We start from the raw sequence: 17,698 nt of genomic DNA, 5'->3' as shown, positions 1-17,698 counted from the left end.
GATCGCCGGTTCTTGGAGCGCAAGCCTATCGTCCGGGTTCGTCATTGCAAGGATACGTTACAATGCGTGAGGCGGTTTCAGGGCGGGGGCGGGGAATTCTCCTCTGGAGTCGGGGCCGGGGCCGGGGTTTCGGCCGCAGGCGGGGCGACTTCAGCTTGGCGCTCGGCCTCGACTCTGGCGGCGATATAGCCGGTGACCTGGTCCATCCAGGGCTGACGGAAGCGATCTTCCTCCAGGTGCAGGGCCGCAAAGGCGCCCGGGACGGCGACCGAGCGACAGTGGGGCAGGGCCTTGCAGAGCGCGAGGGCTTCCTTGGTGGTCTTGTCGGGCAGCAGCATCAGGACCTCGGCCTTCACCGCGCCGGCGTTGGCCTCCGCCGCGCGGCTGGCGGCCTGGTGGGCGCCGCGCCAGCCGAGACTGGGTGACGACATGCGCAGGTCCGGATTGGCGGTCTGCCAGGCCTGCTGAACCCGCCCGCGCCAGGCGTCGTGGGTGAGGCCCTGGCCGCGCGCGTCGGGCGCTGATCGGCTCCAGGGCCGCCAGTCGGTCGACGGCAGTCGGCCGAGGCCCGCGCGGCCTGCGAGCGCCTGGGCCGAGTCTGCGCTGACGGCGCGCGACGCGACGTCCGGCGACGACAGGATCACGGCATCGACCTTCAGCCCGGCCTCCACGGCCCGCAGCGCCACGACCGCGCCGTCGGCATGGCCCAGCAGGATCAGCGGGGAGGTTTCCGGGGGACGGATCACCACCCGGACCAGGGCGCCGACATTGGCGACATCGGGCTCGAAGCTCGGAACAAACCCAAGGTCGCGGGGCAGGGTGTAGCGAGCCGACCCGCCCTGACCCGCCCTCTCGAGGATCCAGACGGTGTAGCCGCGCCGGATCAGGCCGCTGGCGGTCTCGAACCAGGCCTCGGCCGACTCTCCGTAGCCCGGCAGGATCACGACCGTGGCCCTGGGCGCCCGCCAGCCGGCGGCGACGCCGTAGCGCTGGGCGGGTTTGCCGCCGGTCTCAATGAAGCCCCAGGCCCAGCCTTCTGGCGGGTAGAAGCGGGGGCTGAGCGCCGGCGGCGCCTGGGTCTCCGCGAACGGCCCCATCAGATCGCCGCGGCCGCACGCCGCGAGCAACAGGAGCAAAGCGGCGACTGCCAGGGCGCGGACCATGCCGTCTTTGAACCCAGTTCACCGCTGTGGCGCAAGGCTGCTCAATCGTGGCTTGATCCAAGCGGCCCGAACGCCGATCTAGGGGGCATGGCGACCGTTATCGACACCGTCACCGGCGCAAGGCCGCGGCACCCTGAAAAGCAGTCCCGGCCCGACACGCCGATGCTGCGCAAACCCGAATGGCTGCGTGTCCGCGCCCCGGGCTCACCGGGCTATTCGGTCACCAAGGCCCTGGTGAAGGAACACGGCCTCACCACGGTCTGCGAGGAAGCCGCCTGCCCGAACATCGGCGAGTGCTGGAGCATCAACCACGCCACCATGATGATCATGGGCGACACCTGCACCCGGGCCTGCGCCTTCTGCAACGTCATCACCGGCAAGCCGCAGGCCCTCGACCCCACCGAGCCCGCCCGCGTCGCCGACGCCGTGGCCAAGATGGGCCTGAAGCACGTGGTGATCACCTCGGTGGACCGCGACGACCTGGCCGATGGTGGGGCCGACCACTTCGCTCAGGTGGTGCGCGCGATCCGCGCCCAGGCCAGCGGCACCACCATCGAGATCCTGACCCCGGATTTCCTGCGCAAGCCGGCCTCGGCCGCCGAGCTGGTGATCGACGCCAAGCCCGACGTCTTCAACCACAACCTGGAGACTGTCCCGCGCCTCTACCTGTCGATCCGCCCAGGCGCCCGCTACTTCCACTCCCTGCGCCTGCTGGAGCGGGTGAAGGAGCGCGACCCTGAACAGTTCACCAAGTCAGGCCTGATGGTCGGACTGGGCGAGACCAAGGAGGAGGTCATGCAGGTGATGGACGACATGCGTTCGGCCGGCATCGATTTCCTGACCATCGGCCAGTACCTGCAACCGACCCGCAAGCACGCCGCGGTCGACCGGTTCGTGACGCCGGACGAGTTCCACGCCTATGAGGAGATCGCGCGGGCCAAGGGGTTCCTGATGGTCTCGGCCAGCCCCCTGACCCGCTCATCGCACCATGCCGGCGAGGACTTCGCCAAGCTGCAGGCCGCCCGCCGGGCCAAGGACGCAGCCTAGGTCTTGCGCCACCAGGTCATCCGAACTCTGCCCTACACGCCGGACCAGCTGCTCACTCTGGTTGGCGACGTGGAGGCCTATCCGCAGTTCGTGCCGTGGATCGTGGGCATGCGCACCTGGAACAGCCGCACCGACAGCCAGGGCATGAGCTGGACCGACGCCGAGGCGAAGGTCGGCTTCTCCTTCCTGAAGGAGACCTTCTCCACCCGCGTGCGCCGCGACCCTGCAGGGCGCCAGATCGACGTCGGCCTGATCTCGGGACCGTTCAAATCCCTGCGCAACCGGTGGAGGTTTGAGCCCGAGGGCGAGGGGACCCGCGTCGTGTTCGACATCGAGTTCGAGTTCAAGTCGAAGATGCTGGGCGCCTTGCTGACCTCGAACTTCTCACACGCCGTCGACAAGCTGATGGCGTGCTTCGAGGCTCGGGCGAAGGCGCTCTACGGCTAACTCATCCGGTCGCGTAGCGCCTGCAGGGCCACCTGCACGGCGGCCAGCTGGATTTCCGACCGGGTCTCGTACTGGAAGAATTCCTGGCGGTGCATCAGGCCGTGGTTGGTCCGCGCCGTGGCGATATGGACCGTGCCCACGGGCTTGAACGAGGTGCCGCCGTGGGGACCCGCCACTCCGGTGATGGCCACTGAGATGTGGGCGTTTGACGCTTCCAGCGCGCCCTCGGCCATCATGCGGGCCACGGGCTCGGATACCGCCCCCAGGTCGGCCAGCAGGTCGCCCGGAATGCCGAGAAGTTCCTGCTTGGCGCGATTGGTGTAGGTGACAAAGCCCCGCTCGAACACGTCCGACGCACCGGAGATCGAGCAGATGGCGCCGGCCACCAGGCCGCCGGTGCAGCTCTCGGCGGTGACGATACGCAGGTTGCGCTCCCGGGCCTCGTCGATGAGCAGGCGCGCGAGGGTCTCGATCTCGAGGGAAAACATGGGCGCGCGACTCCGACACAGCTAGGCAAGGTTGAAGCGAGACCACAACATCGCCGCGACCCCGGATACAAGACGATTCGAAACATGACCACGCAGGACGTCGCCGCAACCTCCGCCGTGGGCCGATCGCCGCTGCTGTTCGTGCTGACCATCTTCGCCAGCGCCAGCCTTGTGTTCCTGGTCCAGCCGATGATCGCCAAGCTGGTCCTGCCCCTGCTGGGGGGCGGGCCGTCGATCTGGAACACCAGCCTGGCCTTCTTCCAGACCGCCCTGCTGGTTGGCTACGGCTACGCTCATTCGCTGCAACGCGTGCAATCGATCCGCATGCAGGCGGGCATCCACCTGGCTGCGATGATCCTCGCCGCCCTGGTGCTGCCGATGCATGTCACCGGGGTCTTTGGCGCGCCCAGTTCGGAGCATCCGGCCCTGTGGCTGCTAGGGGTGATGGCCGTCTCGATCGGCGCGCCCTTCGCAGTGCTGTCGGCCACGGCGCCCCTGGTGCAGGCCTGGCACGCGCGCACGCTGCACGCCGACAGCGGTTCCGAACCCTACGCCCTCTATGCCGCCAGCAACCTCGGAAGCCTGATCGCGCTGCTGGCCTATCCGATCGTCGTGGAGCCGCTCACCAGCCTGCACGCCCAGGCCATGGGCTGGAGCCTGGGCTACGGCGGTTTCATCCTGCTGATGGCCGCGCTGATGTATTTCGTCACCCGGGGGGCCGCTGCGCCCGCGCCCGTTGTGACCGAGACCGCCGAGGCCGGCGGCGACGCGCCTACCTGGCGCAACCGGCTGACCTGGGTCGTCCTGGCAGCCATCCCCTCCAGCCTGATGATGGGGGTCACCACCCACCTGACGACAGATGTGGCCTCCGCCCCCTTCATCTGGGTGGTGCCGCTGGCCCTCTACCTGGTCACCTTCATCATCGCCTTCTCCACCAAGCCGGCGATCTCGCAAGACACGACGCTGATCCTGCAGGCCGCCGCCGTGGCGGCCTGCGCCTCCCTGCTGCCCTTCAAGGCCAGCAACCTCTTCCTGCAGCTATTCATCCACCTCTCGGCCTACTTCCTGACCGCCCTGATGTGCCACCAGGCCCTGGTGGCGCGGCGGCCGAACCCGAGCCGGCTGACCGAGTTCTATCTGTGGATGTCCTTCGGCGGCGTGGTGGGCGGCGGGTTCAACGCCTTCCTCGCCCCGGCGATCTTCAACAATGTCTGGGAGTATCCCCTGGTCCTGGCGCTGGCCTGTCTGGTCCGCCCCTGGGGCGAGGGGCCCATCGAGCGCTGGCGCTGGGTGACCTTCGCGCTCGGTTGCCTCGCGGCTGTCGCGGCGCCGGTCGCGACCTTCGCCGCCTATACCGGCCAGATCGGCCGCGCCGACATGCTCGGCATGACCGGCCACGATCTGATGCTGCTGCTCGTGAAGGTCGCCCTGGCCGTGGCCGTCGTCTGCGCCTTCCTGGTGCGCCGCCGCGGCATCGTCTTCTTCGGGATCATCACCATCATCTCGCTGGCGGCGGAGGGTGCGGGCGACAAGGTCGACGTACTGAAGAGCTGGCGCAGCTTCTTCGGGGTGGTCCGACAGTCGGAGCTGCAACTGCCCGAGATGGGAGGCACGGTTCGCATGCTCTCGCATGGTACGACCCTGCACGGCGCCCAGGCCCAGGACCCGCGCTGGCGCTGCCGTCCCCTGGTCTATTACGCGCCGGAGACCCCCATCGGCCAGGTGTTCACCCAGCGACTGGGGGAGAGGCGCGTCCTGCGGATCGGCGCCGTGGGCCTGGGGACAGGGGCCGTGGCGGCCTATACCCGGCCAGGAGATCACCTGACCTTCTTCGAGATCGACCCCCTGGTGATCCGCGTCGCCACCGACCCAGCACACTTCAGCTACACGACGGAATGCGCCAAGGGCCAGATCGACTACGTGGTGGGCGACGCCCGCTTGACCCTGGCCCGGCAACCGACGAACCAGTTCGATATCCTGCTGATCGACGCCTTCTCCTCCGACAGTGTTCCCGCCCACCTGCTGACCGTGGAGGCGATGAAGGCCTACCTGACCCACATCAAGCCTGATGGGGTGTTGATCCTCCACCTGTCGAACCGGAACCTGGATCTGCGCAGTCCGGCCATGGCGGTCGCCTACGCCGCCGGCGGGGAGGCGCTATTGCAGCGGCATGGCGCGGCCAAGAACTCGCCCATGCTGTGGGAATCTTCGGAGGACGCCCTGATCGTGGCGCGCAACGAGGCGGCGCTCGCCGCCTTCGCGGCCGATCGGCGCTGGACGCCCAGCGAACCCACCCTCGCGCGGCCCTGGACCGACGACTACACGAACCTCGTGGGCGCCCTCTACGGCCGGATGAAGGAACGCTGGGACTGGCTGCCCTAGGCGGGCGTCTCCACCGTCGCCACCGCCTGAGCCATCAGGCCTTCGCCCCGGCCGGTGAAGCCCATGCCTTCGGTCGTGGTCGCCTTTACGCTGACCCGGTCGAGGGGCAGGGCGAGCAGTTCCGCCAGGCGCGCGCGCATGGCGTCGCGGTGCGGGCGGATCTTCGGACGCTCGCAGATCAGGGTGACGTCGACGTTGAGGAGCGATCCGCCCTTGGCCGCCACCAGCTTGGCCGCATGGACGAGGAATCGGTCAGAGGAGGCGCCCTTCCATTGGGGATCGGTGGGCGGGAAGTGCTCGCCAATGTCGCCTTCGCCGATGGCGCCCAGGATGGCGTCGGTCAGGGCGTGCAGGCCGGCGTCGGCGTCGGAATGGCCGACCAGGGTCTGGTCGTGGTCGATCTTGACCCCGCAAAGCCAGACCGCCTCGCCTGGCCCCCAGCGGTGTGCGTCGACCCCGAAGCCGGTGCGGACAATCCGCCGCCCGCCCGCCAGCTGTTCGGCCATGGCGAAGTCCTCCGGATAGGTCAGCTTCATCAACAGGGGATCGCCGGGGACCAGGGCCACCTTGCCTCCGGCGCGCTCCACCACGGCGGCGTCGTCGGTGGGCTCCGCGTCGGCGGGCCAGGCGCCATAGGCCTGCCTCAGGGTGCGGAGGCGGAACGCCTGCGGCGTCTGGGCGCGCCAGAGGCCGTTTCGCGACACCGTCTCGGCGACGATGTCCACGCCACGCTTCAGGGTGTCGGCCACGGGGAGGGCGGGAACAGCGCCCTCAGCCTCGGCCAGGGCGACCAGCAGGCTCTGGACGTGGGCGGAGGTCACGAAGGGCCGGGCGGCGTCGTGGACAAGAACCGCTTCTTCGTCGGGGGTCGAGAGCGCGGCGAGGCCCGCCTGGACCGACTCAGCCCGCGTGACCCCGCCCGGGACGGCTTTCCAACTCGCCAAACCTGCGAGGGCCTCATCGGCGTCCGCCGTGCGCTCAGGCGCTGTGACCACGATGATTTCTCGGGCTCCGGCGCGGCTCAGGGCCTCGACCGACCAGCGCAGAATCGGTCGTCCGCCCAGGCTGCGCCAGGGCTTGGGCGCCCCTGGTCCGGCCCGGGTGCTAGAGCCTGCGGCGACAACGACGGCAGAAAAGTTCATGGCGACGTTGTTTAGAGGGCGATCGTGTCCTGTCTAGGCTTTACGGCGCCGCACAAATTGCCTAAAAAGGCGGCGATGGGGTTGATTACAAAATGAGCAACACGCTCGCGGTCGGGGATATCGAAGTGTTGGGTCGGGCGTGGATCGCGCCCATGACCGGCGTTTCCGACCTGCCGTTCCGCAGGGCGGCCAGCAAGCTTGGGGCCGCCTATGTGGCGACCGAGATGGTCGCCTGCGCCGAGTTCTCCAGGGGCCGACCCGATGTCGTGCGCCGGGCCGCAGTGGGCGAGGGCCTTCCCCTGATGGTGGTTCAACTCGTCGGCCGTGATCCGGTCCACATGGCGCGCGGCGCCCTGCTGGCCGCGCAGGCGGGCGCCCACATCATCGACTTGAACTTCGGTTGTCCGGCCAAGGAGGTAACCGGCGGCGCCCAGTCCGGTTCAGCTCTGATGCGCGAGCCCGACCTTGCCGAGGCGCTGATCGCCGCCACGGTGGACGCCGTCGACATCCCGGTCACCGTCAAGATGCGCCTGGGCTGGGACGACAAGTCGAGGAACGCGCCCGAGATCGCCGCGATGGCGGAACGGCGCGGCGCCAAGGCGGTCACCATCCACGGCCGCACCCGCAGCCAGTTCTACAAGGGGGTCGCCGACTGGACCGCCGTCCGCGCGGTGAAGGCTGCGGTTTCCATCCCAGTTATCGTTAATGGCGACATCGTCGACGGCGCCACGGCCCGCGAGGCCCTGGCCCAGTCTGGCGCCGACGGCGTCATGGTCGGGCGCGGCGTCTATGGCCGACCCTGGGTCGCCACCCAGATCGAGACCGAGTTGAACGGCGGAACCTTCGTCGAACCTGACGTCGAAACCCGCCTGGGCATCGCCCTGGAGCACTTCCGGGACAGCCTGAATTTCTACGGCGACCGTCTGGGCCTGCGGATCTTCCGCAAGCATCTGGCGTCCTATGTCGATAACGCGCCCTGGCCCATGCAGGTCGAGGCCAGGCAGATCGCACGTTCCGCGCTCTGCCGCCTGGAGGATCCCGCCCTGGTCGAGGAAGGCCTCATCGCGCTCTGGCGCGATCCCCAAACGAGATTGGCGGCATGAACAGTCAAACAAGGGCCGCAAGCAGCGGCATAAATCTGGATGTCCTGAAGGCTGCGGCCTTCGACCTCTCCCCTGAACCAGCCCTGGTGGTGAACGGCGACGGCGCCCTGGTGGCGGTGAACGAGGCCGCTGAGGCCCTTTTCGGCCAGGGGCTCAGCCTGCTGACCCGGGGCCGCTTCGGCGCGGCCCTGCCGGAAGGCTCGGCCCTGGTCTCCCTGCTCAATCGGGCCCTGGAGGAGGATGCTCCGGTCCGCGAGCGCGGTGTGGAAATCAGTCTGTTCGGCCATCCCTCCTTCGAGGCCGACGGCGCAGCGGCCCCGCTCGGCGATGGCTCGGTGCTGCTGACGCTGCACGTCAAGGGCGGCGCCCTGGGCGGGGAGCGCACGGGGGCTGAGGCCGCCGGTCTGCGCACCATCGTCGGTCTCGGCCGCATGCTGGCCCACGAAATCAAGAACCCGCTGATGGGGATCCGAGGCGCGGCCCAGCTGCTGAAGGCTGGCGCCAAGGCCGAAGACACCCCGCTGGCCCAGCTGATCGTCGACGAGACCGACCGTGTCCGCCGGCTGGTGGACCGCATGGAGGCCTTCTCCGACGACGCCCTGCCGGTCTGCACGCCGATCAATATCCACCAGGTTCTGGACCGTGTGCGGGCGCTGGCCGTCAACGGCTTCGCCGACGGCCTGGTGTTGAAGGATCTCTATGACCCCTCGCTGCCGCTGACCTATGGCGATGAGGATCAGCTGATCCAGATCTTCCTGAACCTGGTGAAGAACGCCTCGGAGGCGGCCCACAGCCGGGGCGACAACCGCGGCGAGGTCACCATCCACACCGCTTACCGTCACGGCGTCCGGGTCCGGGCCGCCAAGGGGCAAGCCCTGCGCGGCGCGCCTCTGGAGATCCGCATCCAGGACAACGGCCCGGGGATTCCGCTGCATCTGCGCGACAGCCTGTTCCAGCCCTTTGTAACCACCAAGGTCAACGGCGCAGGTCTGGGCCTGGCGCTGGTCTCCAAGCTCGTGTCAGGCCACGGCGGCCTGATCGATTTCGAATCGGAGCCCGGTCGCACGACCTTCCGCGTGCTGCTGCCCATCGCATCTGAAGAGGACGTCTCGGCATGAACGCGATCGCCAACGCCAACAAGAAGATCCTGATCGCCGACGACGACTCCTCGATCCGGCTGGTGCTCAGTCAGGCCTTCGCCCGACTTGGGTACCAGGTCCGGGCGACCGGCAACGCCACCACCCTGCTGAAGTGGGTCTCGGACGGGGAGGGGGACCTGGTGGTCACCGACGTGATGATGCCTGACGAGAACGTCTTCGACGTGCTGCCGCGCATTCGCAAGGACCGCCCCAAGCTGCCGGTCATCGTCATGAGCGCACAGAACACCCTGCTGACGGCGGTCAACGCCGCCGAGGTGGGCGCCTTCGACTATATCTCCAAGCCCTTCGACCTGGACGACATGACCTCGGCGGCGCGTCGGGCCCTGGCCAAGCCGGCTGACTCCGAGGCATCCAAGGCCCAGGCCCGCGCCGTGCGCGACGAGCGCCTGCCGCTGATCGGCCGCTCGGGGCCCATGCAGGACGTCTATCGGACGATCGCCCGCCTGGTGGGCGCCGACCTCACCGTGCTGATCCTCGGCGAGTCGGGGACCGGCAAGGAGCTGGTGGCCCGCGCCCTGCACGAGATGGGACGCCGCAAGGACGGCAAGTTCGTGGTCATCAACCTGGCGGCAGTGCCGCGCGAGCGGGTGGAGACCGAGCTGTTCGGCCGCGAGGACGGCGACCACGGCAAGCTCGTCGAGGCCGACGGCGGCACCCTGTTCCTGGACGAGATCGGCGACATGCCGCTGGACGCCCAGACCCGGCTGCTGCGTGTCATCGACGGCTCCGAGCCGGCCCTGAACCCGAAGACTGGCCGCCGGCCGAATGTGCGGATCATCGCCGCCACCAACCGTGACCTGCGGGGCCTGATCCAGCAGGGGCTGTTCCGCGAGGACCTGTTCTTCCGGCTCAACGTCGCCCCGCTGCGGCTGCCGCCGCTTCGTGACCGGGTGGAGGACATCCCGGACCTGGCGCGCGCCTTCCTGCTGCGCGCCAACCGCGAAGGCCTTCCCTCCAAGACCATCGACGCCGCCGCGCTCGAAAGGCTGAAGCTGCACTTCTGGCCCGGCAACGTCCGCGAGCTGGAGAACCTGATCCGCCGGATCTGCGCCCTCTATGCCGAAGAGCTGATCAGCGCCCGAATCGTCGAGCGCGAGCTAGCCGATCAGCAGCCGCAGATTCAGGGCCAGGAGGGGCCGGTGACCCTGGCCACCCTGGTGGAGCGCCACCTGGGCGGCTATTTCGCCGAACAGCCCGACGGCCTGCCGCCCGCGGGGCTCTACGACCGGGTGCTGGAGGAAATCGAGCGGCCGCTGATCCAGCTGACCCTCACCGCCACGCGAGGCAACCAGGTTCGCGCCGCCGAGATCCTCGGTCTCAACCGCAACACCCTGCGCAAGAAAATCCAGGACCTGGGTGTGGAGATGGCTCGAGGACGCCGCTGAACTTCCTGACGCGTATGTGAAGCATTCTCGCAACAACCTGTTGAGTCTCAGGCACAGTTCCGCCTAGGGTCGCGGCGTTATGGCGTCCCTGACCCACGACGGCGAGAATCCTCGAGCGCCGGCCGCGCGGCTGTGGCGGGCTGTTCAGTCACGCTATGTGCTCGGCGGCGGCTACGCCCTGGCCCTGGTGCTGACCGGCGTCGCCATCCTGCTCGCCGCGTCGCCGCCAGAGACCGGGCCCCTGGCGCCGGCCAGCAAGAACATCCTGGTGCTGCTCGGCTTCAATCTGGTGCTGATCCTTGGCCTCGCCGCGATCATGGCCACACGCCTGGTGGCCTTACTGGACGCTCGGTCGATGGACGCCGGGGCCCGCCTACATCTGAGATTCGTCGCGATGTTCGCGCTCGCGGCCGTCGCCCCGGCCGTCGTCGTGGCGCTGTTCTACGGCGTGCTGGTCAACCGGGGCGTGGAAAACTGGTTCTCCGAGCGGGTCCAGACCGTGGTGGAAAACTCGGCCACGGTGGCGCGGTCCTATGTGGAGGACCAGAAACGCTACATCGGCGACCACGTGACCCTGATGGCCGTGGACCTCAACCGCGCAGCGCCGGCCCTGCAGTCCAGCCCCATCACTTTCAGTCACTTCCTGGCCTACCAGGCGTCGTATCACGCCTTCCCGGCCGCCTATCTGATCGATGGCGAAGGCCGGGTGCTCGCCCGCGCCGAGGCCGGCGACGCGCCCGCCTATGTCACGCCGCCGGAGAGCAGCTTCAAGGCGGCCGACGAGGGCGACATCTCGGTGCCGGCCTTCGATTCGGCGGACCTGATGCGGGCGGTTTTCAAGCTGACGGCCTATCCCGACGCCTATCTCTATGTGGCCAAGCCCGTTGAGAAGGGGATCATCAACCACCTGACCGACGCCGATGCATCCCTGGTCTCCTATCGCGAGGCGGCCCAAAGCCGTCAGCGAATCCAGGCCGTGTTCGCGCTCTCGTACATGGAGACCGCCCTGCTGGTCCTGGTGGGCGCTGTGTGGCTCGGCATGGCGGCGGCCAACGCCATTTCCGGTCCCGTGGGACGCCTGGTGCAGGCCGCGGGCAAGGTGGCCGGGGGCGATCTTACGGCCCGAGTTGACGCCGACAAGGATCCTGGGGAAATCGCCGTATTATCTAGGGCATTCAACAGCATGACCCATGATCTTCAGGTTCAGCAGGCGGCCCTGCAGCGGGCCCGCGACGAGGCCGACCAGGATCGGCAGTTCATCGAGACGGTGCTCGCCGAGGTGTCGGCGGGGGTCATTGGTCTGGATTCCGACGGGCGGATTTCGGCCGCCAATAGGCAGGCGACCGAACTGCTGGGCTTGGGTGCGTCTTTCGCGCGTGGCCGCAGGCTCGCCGATGTGGCCCCGGAGTTCGTGCTGATCGCCGAAAACGCCCGCATCGCCGGCGAGGCCGAGGAAGAGGTGGACGTCGACCGCGATCGGGAGACGCGCCGCCTGCGTGTGCGCGCCAGCCGCAGCGAAAGCGGCCTGGTCCTGACCTTCGACGACATCACCCGCCTGGTCTCAGCCCAGCGGAACGCCGCCTGGCGCGACGTGGCGCGGCGTATCGCCCATGAGATCAAGAACCCCCTGACCCCCATCCAGCTGTCGGCCGAGCGCCTGCAACGCAAGTTCCGCAAGGGCGTCCCCGTCGAGGACCTGGAAATCTTCGACCGTTGCACCGACACCATCGTGCGTCAGGTCGGGGACATCGGCCGGATGGTGGACGAATTCTCGGCCTTCGCACGCATGCCGGCGCCCAAGTTCGCCGAGCAGGATCTGGTGGAGCTGTTGCGCGCCGGCGTCTTCGCCCAGCGCGTGGCGAGCCCCGATATCGAGATCGACCTGGTGGAGCCTTTGCCGCCCACCGTGCTGATGGCCGATGGACGGATGCTGGCCCAGGGGCTGACCAATATCCTGAAGAATGCGGCGGAGGCTGTCGCGGCCAGGGTCGCCGATGAGCCCCAGCCCGAGGGGCGGATCATCGCCGAGCTGACCTCCGATGCGGCCGGCGTCTGCATAAGTATCGAGGACAATGGCGTGGGCCTGCCCGAAAAGGACCGCGACCGGCTGACCGAGCCCTATGTCACGACCCGCGAGAAGGGCACGGGCCTTGGTCTGGCCATCGTCAAGCGGATCCTCGAGGACCACGGTGGCGAGCTGATTCTGACCGACGCGACGCAGGGCAGGGGCGCCCGCGTCCTGCTAAAACTTCCGACGACGGCGCGGGTAGGCGCCGTCACCGACGATCACGGACTAGAGGTGACCAATGGCGGCTGACATTCTGGTGGTGGACGACGAGGCCGATATCCGCGAACTCGTGGCCGGCATCCTGTCGGACGAGGGCTATGCGGTCCGGACGGCCAACGACTCGGAATCGGCGCTCGCCGCCATCCGGGCGCGCAAGCCGTCCCTGCTGGTGCTCGACATCTGGATGCAGGGCGGCGGCATGGACGGGCTGGAGCTCCTGGACATGCTCCGCACCCTCGACGCCGACTTCCCGGTGATCATGATCTCGGGCCACGGCAATATCGAGACCGCCGTCAGCGCGATAAAGCGCGGGGCCTACGAGTTCCTGGAGAAGCCCTTCAAGTCCGATAAGCTGCTGCTCATCGTTGAGCGCGCCCTGGAGGCCACCAGCCTGAAGCGCGAGAACCGGCGGCTTCGCACCCAGGCGATCATGCCCGACGGCCTGGTGGGTAGATCGATGGCGACCCAGCAGCTGCGCAGCCTGATCCCCAAGCTGGCCGGCGCAAACAGCCGCGTCCTGATCGCCGGCCCGCCCGGCGCAGGCAAGGAGACCGTGGCGCGGATGATCCACGCCGCCAGCGCCCGGGCCAAGGCGGAGTTCGTCGTCATCAGCGCCGCCGGCATGACCCCCGAGCGCATGGATCTCGAGCTGTTCGGCGAAGAGGCCGAGACCGGTCGCCCGGCCAAGATCGGCGTCTTCGAGCGCGCCCATGGCGGCACCCTCTATCTGGATGAAGTGGCCGACATGCCTTTCGAGACTCAGAGCCGCATCCTGCGGGTGCTGGTGGAGCAGCGCTTCCGGCGCGTGGGCGGCGACAGCGACGTGCAGGTTGACGTTCGGGTCGTCTCCTCCACCTCGCGGGATCTGCGCGAGGAGATCGCCGGCGGGCGATTCCGCGAGGACCTGTTCCACCGCCTGAACGTGGTGCCGGTGATGGTGCCGGGACTGGCCGAGCACAGGGAGGATATCCCCGAACTGGTGGACTACTTCATCCAGCGCATCTGCGAGGCCACTGGCATGCCGCGCCGTCGGCTGGCGGACGACGCCCTGGCGACCCTGCAGGTCAAGGCCTGGCCCGGGAACCTGCGCCAGCTACGCAACAATGTGGAGCGGATGCTGATCCTGGCCTCAGGCGACCCCAGCGAAGCCATTAGCGCCGACATGTTGCCGGGCGATTCTTCGCCGTCGGACCAGGGTTCGTCGCTGGGGGCCGATCGGATCATCGCCCTGCCGCTGCGCGAGGCCCGCGAGGTCTTTGAGCGTGAGTACCTGAACGCCCAGATGCTGCGCTTCTCCGGCAACATCTCGCGCACCGCGGCCTTTATCGGCATGGAGCGCTCGGCCTTGCACCGGAAACTGAAGTCGCTTGGCCTTTCGGGCGCCCGCCCCGTGGAAGAAGAGGACGCCTGATGGGCCGCATCGCCTATGTGAACGGACGCTTCTCGCGTCATGATCAGGCCGTCGTCCATATCGAGGATCGCGGCTATCAGCTGGCTGACGCGGTCTACGAGGTGTGGTCGCTGTTCGATGGCAAGCTGGCCGATCCGGAGGGCCACTTCGCCCGCCTTGAACGGAGCCTGGGCGAGCTCAAGATCGCCATGCCCATGAGCCGGGCAGCCCTGACCATGGTGCTGAAGGAGACCGTGCGGCGGAACCGTATCCGCGAGGGGCTGGTCTATCTGCAGGTCGGCCGCGGTGTCGCGCCCCGCGATCACGCCTTCCCCCATCCAGGCACCCCGCCCAGCATCGTGGTCACGGTCAAGGCGATCGACCGCGCCGCCACCGAGGCCAAGGCCGCCAAGGGCGTCTCGGTGATCACCACCCAGGAGAACCGCTGGGGCCGTTGCGACATCAAGACGGTGGGCCTGCTGCCCAACGCGATGGCGAAGCAGGCGGCGAAGGAACGCGGGGCCGCGGAGGCCTGGTTCGTGGACGAGATGGGCCTGGTGACCGAGGGCTCGTCCTCCAACGCCTGGATCATCGACGCCGACGGCACGGTGCGCACTCGCGCCACCAACGCCAACATCCTGCGCGGCGTGACCCGCTACAGCCTGCTGGATATCCTGAGGGAGCAGGGGATGAAGGTGGACGAACGCCCCTTCACCCCCGATGAGGCGCGCGCCGCCAAGGAGGCCTTCATCACCGGCGCCGGGACCCTCGTCATGCCCGTCGTCGCAGTAGACGGGCAACCGGTTGGAGATGGAACCGTTGGGCCAGTGGCGATGAAGCTGCGAAGCCTCTATATCGAGCGTGCGCGAGCAACCGCGATCTGAACAGCACGGCGCGATTGCGTCGGTCACAGAGAGAGGTCTAGCGTCCAACTTGTGTGTGGCGGCCGTGTTGGCCGCCGATCCAGAACAAAGGGCGAAAAGCCATGTCGAACGAAAAGAAACAAAACCTGCAGGACACGTTTCTGAACAGCGTGCGCAAGTCGAAGACGCCGTTGACGATCTTCCTGGTGAACGGCGTGAAGCTGCAGGGCGTGGTCAGCTGGTTCGATAACTTCTGCGTGCTTCTCCGCCGCGATGGCCAGTCGCAACTGGTCTACAAGCACGCCATCTCGACCATTATGCCGGCCCAGCCCGTGCAATTGTACGAGCCGGCGGAAGACGAGGCCGATTGAACTCTAAACTCATAGATCGCGAAGTCCCCCCGCAGGGGGCCATCGTCATCCACCCCGTCCGTGACGAACGGGGCCAATCCCGGACCGCCGAAGGGCGGCTGGAGGAAGCCATCGGGCTTGCCCTGGCCCTGGATCTCGAGATCGCCGACGCCTTCATCGCGCCGTTGCGCAAACGCGTGCCCGCCACCCTGTTCGGCAAGGGCAAGGTCGAGGAGATCGGCAACATCATCGAGGCCGCCGAGGCTGACGTGGCGGTCGTCGACGACCAGCTGACTCCGGTGCAGCAGCGGAACCTGGAGAAGGCCTGGAAGGTCAAGGTCATCGACCGAACCGGCCTGATCCTGGAGATTTTCGCCCGCCGGGCGCGGACCAAGGAAGGGCGGCTGCAGGTCGAACTGGCGCGCCTGTCCTACGAGAAGTCACGCTTGGTCCGCACCTGGACCCACCTCGAACGGCAACGGGGCGGGGCAGGGGTGATGGGCGGTCCGGGGGAAACCCAGATCGAGACCGACCGTCGACTGATCGCCGACAAGATCGTCAAGCTGAAGAAGGAATTGGTCGAGGTCCGGCGGACCCGTGACCTTCAGCGCGGCGCGCGCCAGCGTCACCCCTACCCATCGGTCGCGCTCGTCGGCTACACCAATGCTGGCAAGTCGACCCTGTTCAACCGGCTGACCAAGGCCGAGGTGGTGGCCGAGGACATGCTGTTCGCCACCCTGGATCCCACCATCCGGATGCTGGACCTGCCCGACGGGCGGCCGGCGATCCTGTCGGACACGGTGGGCTTCATTTCCGAACTGCCGCACGAACTGGTCGAAGCGTTCCGCGCTACCCTGGAGGAGGTGAAGGAGGCCGATGTCATCCTGCACGTCCGCGACATCTCCAGCGACGAAACCGACGCGCAGGCGCAGGATGTGCGCACCGTGCTGTCCCGGCTCGGTGTGGAGATCGAGGAGCGACGCCTGATCGAGGTCTGGAACAAGCTGGACATGGTCGACGCCGAGGACCGCGACCGGGTGATCGGCGACGCCCGACGCGCCAATCCCCCGGCCATCACTGTCTCCGCCGTCACCGGCGAGGGCTGCGACGAACTGCTGGCGCTGGTCGCCGAGATGGTGGACGAGGCGCCCGCCGTTGAGATCACCGCAACGGCGGCTCAGGGCGCGGCTGTGGCCTGGCTCTACCGACATGGACGAGTGATGGAGCGCGAGACCCAGGACGATGGTGGCACGCGTCTTGCGGTGAAGCTGAGCGCCCAGGCCCTGGGACAGTTTGAGCAACTCTTCCCGCAGGCCCGCCTGCGGGCCTGACGCCGGAGCGTTTACGTGGACTATGTCCCTATCCAGCCTGGCCCGCGCCGGGCGCCTCCCGGCCTCATCGTGATGTCTGTTCTGGAGGTGCTTCTGGCGCTGGCTGCGGCGTGGGTCGGGCTGACCCGGATTTCGCCGAGCGAGATCATGAACCATCGTGAGGTGATCACGACCTTGGCGGGCGACACCCTGCCTCTGGCCCTGCTGGCCGCCCCGCCGCTGGCCTGGATCGCCTTCCTCCGCCGCGCCGACGGCGCGGTCTGGCCGCTGCTGTGGAGCCCGGGGATCTGGGCGTTGCTGATCATCGCAGGCGGCCTCTAGTCTACTCCGCGGCGGCAGCCTTCTCGGCCGCCTTGGCCGCGTCCCACAGAGCGTCCATTTCCGCCAGGTCCGACTGGTCCGGCGTCTTGCCACGCGCCTTCAACTCTCTCTCGATATGGCGGAAGCGGCGGGCGAACTTGGCGTTGGTGGCGCGAAGCGCATCCTCGGGGTCGATGTCCAGGGTGCGCGCGATATTGGCGACCACGAACAGCACGTCCCCCAATTCGGCCCGGGCCTTGTCCCGATCGTCAGCCGCGATCTCGACCTTCAGCTCGCGGACCTCCTCGTCGAGCTTGGCCACCACTTCCCCGATGGTTGGCCAGACGAAGCCCACGGTGGCGGCCCGACGCGACAGTTTCACCGCGCGGGTCAGGGCCGGGAGGCTGGCCGGCACGTCGTCCAGGAGGCTTTCGTTCCGGCCCTTGCCGGCGCGTTCCTTCGCCTTGATTTCCTCCCAGGCTTGGGTCTGCTGGGCGGCGGTGCGCTGCGCCTCGGCGCCGAACACATGGGGATGGCGGCGGATCATCTTCTCGGAAATGGCGTCGGCCACGTCGTCGAAGTCGAAGGCGTCTTGCTCCTGCGCCATGCGGGCATGGAAGACGACCTGGAACAGCAGGTCCCCGAGTTCATCCCGCAGGTCGGTCAGGTCGTTGCGCTCGATGGCGTCGGCGACCTCATAGGCCTCCTCGACGGTGTAGGGAGCGATGGTGGCGAAGGTCTGCTCAAGGTCCCACTCGCAGCCGCCCTGAGGATCGCGCAGACGGGCCATGATGGCCAACAGCCTGTCGATCGGTCGTTCCGCGGCCATGTTGCAAGATCCCAGGAGCACGCGGAAACCT

Annotated in this window: 16 protein-coding genes; 12 read left to right on the top strand and 4 right to left on the bottom strand. The window is 68.0% G+C overall.

Features of this window, described 5'->3' with window-relative positions; genetic code table 11:
• Positions 1-77: 77 nt before the first annotated feature.
• On the bottom strand, positions 78-1,097 hold the full coding sequence (locus tag Q8N10_RS05205) for an alpha/beta hydrolase (RefSeq protein WP_304777131.1): 1,020 nt from the start codon (positions 1,095-1,097) through the stop codon (positions 78-80).
• A 153-nt stretch (positions 1,098-1,250) separates the two neighbouring features.
• On the opposite strand from Q8N10_RS05205, the gene lipA reads away from it, so the two are divergent.
• Entirely contained in the window at positions 1,251-2,210 is a 960-nt protein-coding gene (gene lipA / locus Q8N10_RS05200) for a lipoyl synthase (protein ID WP_304777130.1), read from the top strand.
• A gap of 3 nt (positions 2,211-2,213) precedes the next feature.
• Positions 2,214-2,657 (top strand): type II toxin-antitoxin system RatA family toxin, encoded by a 444-nt coding sequence (locus tag Q8N10_RS05195; protein ID WP_304777129.1) that lies wholly within the window; start codon positions 2,214-2,216, stop codon positions 2,655-2,657.
• On the opposite strand, the gene Q8N10_RS05190 is transcribed toward Q8N10_RS05195, so the two are convergent.
• The gene (locus Q8N10_RS05190) at positions 2,654-3,145 is read right to left on the bottom strand and encodes a CinA family protein (RefSeq protein ID WP_304777128.1); all 492 of its coding nucleotides are present in this window, start codon (positions 3,143-3,145) and stop codon (positions 2,654-2,656) included. The two genes, Q8N10_RS05195 and Q8N10_RS05190, sit on opposite strands and share 4 nt — an antisense overlap.
• Positions 3,146-3,229: 84 nt before the next feature.
• Between Q8N10_RS05190 and Q8N10_RS05185 the strand changes: the two genes are divergently transcribed.
• Complete coding sequence (locus Q8N10_RS05185; RefSeq protein ID WP_304777127.1) at positions 3,230-5,527, top strand: spermidine synthase; 2,298 nt, start codon at positions 3,230-3,232, stop codon at positions 5,525-5,527.
• Here the strand turns inward: Q8N10_RS05185 and Q8N10_RS05180 are convergent.
• Positions 5,524-6,669 (bottom strand): bifunctional 2-C-methyl-D-erythritol 4-phosphate cytidylyltransferase/2-C-methyl-D-erythritol 2,4-cyclodiphosphate synthase, encoded by a 1,146-nt coding sequence (locus Q8N10_RS05180; protein WP_304777126.1) that lies wholly within the window; start codon positions 6,667-6,669, stop codon positions 5,524-5,526. The genes Q8N10_RS05185 and Q8N10_RS05180 overlap by 4 nt on opposite strands.
• Before the next feature lie 92 nt (positions 6,670-6,761).
• Between Q8N10_RS05180 and dusB the strand changes: the two genes are divergently transcribed.
• The 9 genes from dusB to Q8N10_RS05135 all read left to right on the top strand — a co-directional run bounded on the left by dusB (position 6,762) and on the right by Q8N10_RS05135 (position 16,859).
• On the top strand, positions 6,762-7,772 hold the full coding sequence (dusB, locus tag Q8N10_RS05175; protein ID WP_304777125.1) for a tRNA dihydrouridine synthase DusB: 1,011 nt from the start codon (positions 6,762-6,764) through the stop codon (positions 7,770-7,772).
• The gene (locus tag Q8N10_RS05170) at positions 7,769-8,890 is read left to right on the top strand and encodes a nitrogen regulation protein NR(II) (RefSeq protein ID WP_304777124.1); all 1,122 of its coding nucleotides are present in this window, start codon (positions 7,769-7,771) and stop codon (positions 8,888-8,890) included. Before dusB ends, Q8N10_RS05170 begins: the two co-directional genes overlap by 4 nt.
• Positions 8,887-10,317, top strand: a complete 1,431-nt coding sequence (locus Q8N10_RS05165; RefSeq protein WP_304777123.1) for a sigma 54-interacting transcriptional regulator — start codon at positions 8,887-8,889, stop codon at positions 10,315-10,317. Before Q8N10_RS05170 ends, Q8N10_RS05165 begins: the two co-directional genes overlap by 4 nt.
• Positions 10,318-10,396: 79 nt before the next feature.
• The gene (locus Q8N10_RS05160; protein ID WP_304777122.1) at positions 10,397-12,634 is read left to right on the top strand and encodes a PAS domain-containing sensor histidine kinase; all 2,238 of its coding nucleotides are present in this window, start codon (positions 10,397-10,399) and stop codon (positions 12,632-12,634) included.
• On the top strand, positions 12,624-14,015 hold the full coding sequence (locus tag Q8N10_RS05155) for a sigma-54 dependent transcriptional regulator (RefSeq protein WP_304777121.1): 1,392 nt from the start codon (positions 12,624-12,626) through the stop codon (positions 14,013-14,015). Before Q8N10_RS05160 ends, Q8N10_RS05155 begins: the two co-directional genes overlap by 11 nt.
• Complete coding sequence (locus tag Q8N10_RS05150) at positions 14,015-14,878, top strand: D-amino-acid transaminase (protein ID WP_304777120.1); 864 nt, start codon at positions 14,015-14,017, stop codon at positions 14,876-14,878. The genes Q8N10_RS05155 and Q8N10_RS05150 overlap by 1 nt, the downstream gene beginning before the upstream one ends.
• 101 nt (positions 14,879-14,979) lie before the next feature.
• Entirely contained in the window at positions 14,980-15,228 is a 249-nt protein-coding gene (gene hfq, locus Q8N10_RS05145; RefSeq protein WP_215340521.1) for an RNA chaperone Hfq, read from the top strand.
• Positions 15,225-16,538 (top strand): GTPase HflX, encoded by a 1,314-nt coding sequence (gene hflX, locus Q8N10_RS05140; protein ID WP_304777119.1) that lies wholly within the window; start codon positions 15,225-15,227, stop codon positions 16,536-16,538. Before hfq ends, hflX begins: the two co-directional genes overlap by 4 nt.
• A gap of 15 nt (positions 16,539-16,553) precedes the next feature.
• Positions 16,554-16,859, top strand: coding sequence for a hypothetical protein (locus Q8N10_RS05135; protein ID WP_304777118.1), 306 nt, complete (start codon positions 16,554-16,556; stop codon positions 16,857-16,859).
• A 1-nt stretch (position 16,860) separates the two neighbouring features.
• Here the strand turns inward: Q8N10_RS05135 and mazG are convergent, their stop codons facing one another.
• A complete protein-coding gene (mazG, locus tag Q8N10_RS05130) occupies positions 16,861-17,667 on the bottom strand; it encodes a nucleoside triphosphate pyrophosphohydrolase (RefSeq protein WP_304777117.1) in 807 nt (268 codons plus the stop codon).
• Positions 17,668-17,698 lie beyond the last annotated feature (31 nt).

Source organism: Phenylobacterium sp., assembly GCF_030693625.1.
Taxonomy (GTDB): domain Bacteria; phylum Pseudomonadota; class Alphaproteobacteria; order Caulobacterales; family Caulobacteraceae; genus Phenylobacterium; species Phenylobacterium ferrooxidans.
The sequence above is the reverse complement of the archived record's forward strand: the minus strand, read 5'-3'. Positions and strand labels throughout refer to the sequence as shown.

What these genes read in the sequence shown, in the direction of transcription:
- Q8N10_RS05190 (WP_304777128.1), bottom strand. Translation starts at nt 3,145, where the DNA reads ATGTTTTCCCTCGAGATCGAGACCCTCGCGCGCCTGCTCATCGACGAG.
- lipA (WP_304777130.1), top strand. Translation starts at nt 1,251, where the DNA reads ATGGCGACCGTTATCGACACCGTCACCGGCGCAAGGCCGCGGCACCCT.
- Q8N10_RS05165 (WP_304777123.1), top strand. Translation starts at nt 8,887, where the DNA reads ATGAACGCGATCGCCAACGCCAACAAGAAGATCCTGATCGCCGACGAC.
- Q8N10_RS05205 (WP_304777131.1), bottom strand. Translation starts at nt 1,097, where the DNA reads ATGGGGCCGTTCGCGGAGACCCAGGCGCCGCCGGCGCTCAGCCCCCGC.
- Q8N10_RS05150 (WP_304777120.1), top strand. Translation starts at nt 14,015, where the DNA reads ATGGGCCGCATCGCCTATGTGAACGGACGCTTCTCGCGTCATGATCAG.
- Q8N10_RS05170 (WP_304777124.1), top strand. Translation starts at nt 7,769, where the DNA reads ATGAACAGTCAAACAAGGGCCGCAAGCAGCGGCATAAATCTGGATGTC.
- hfq (WP_215340521.1), top strand. Translation starts at nt 14,980, where the DNA reads ATGTCGAACGAAAAGAAACAAAACCTGCAGGACACGTTTCTGAACAGC.
- dusB (WP_304777125.1), top strand. Translation starts at nt 6,762, where the DNA reads ATGAGCAACACGCTCGCGGTCGGGGATATCGAAGTGTTGGGTCGGGCG.
- Q8N10_RS05185 (WP_304777127.1), top strand. Translation starts at nt 3,230, where the DNA reads ATGACCACGCAGGACGTCGCCGCAACCTCCGCCGTGGGCCGATCGCCG.
- mazG (WP_304777117.1), bottom strand. Translation starts at nt 17,667, where the DNA reads ATGGCCGCGGAACGACCGATCGACAGGCTGTTGGCCATCATGGCCCGT.
- Q8N10_RS05180 (WP_304777126.1), bottom strand. Translation starts at nt 6,669, where the DNA reads ATGAACTTTTCTGCCGTCGTTGTCGCCGCAGGCTCTAGCACCCGGGCC.
- Q8N10_RS05155 (WP_304777121.1), top strand. Translation starts at nt 12,624, where the DNA reads ATGGCGGCTGACATTCTGGTGGTGGACGACGAGGCCGATATCCGCGAA.
- Q8N10_RS05160 (WP_304777122.1), top strand. Translation starts at nt 10,397, where the DNA reads ATGGCGTCCCTGACCCACGACGGCGAGAATCCTCGAGCGCCGGCCGCG.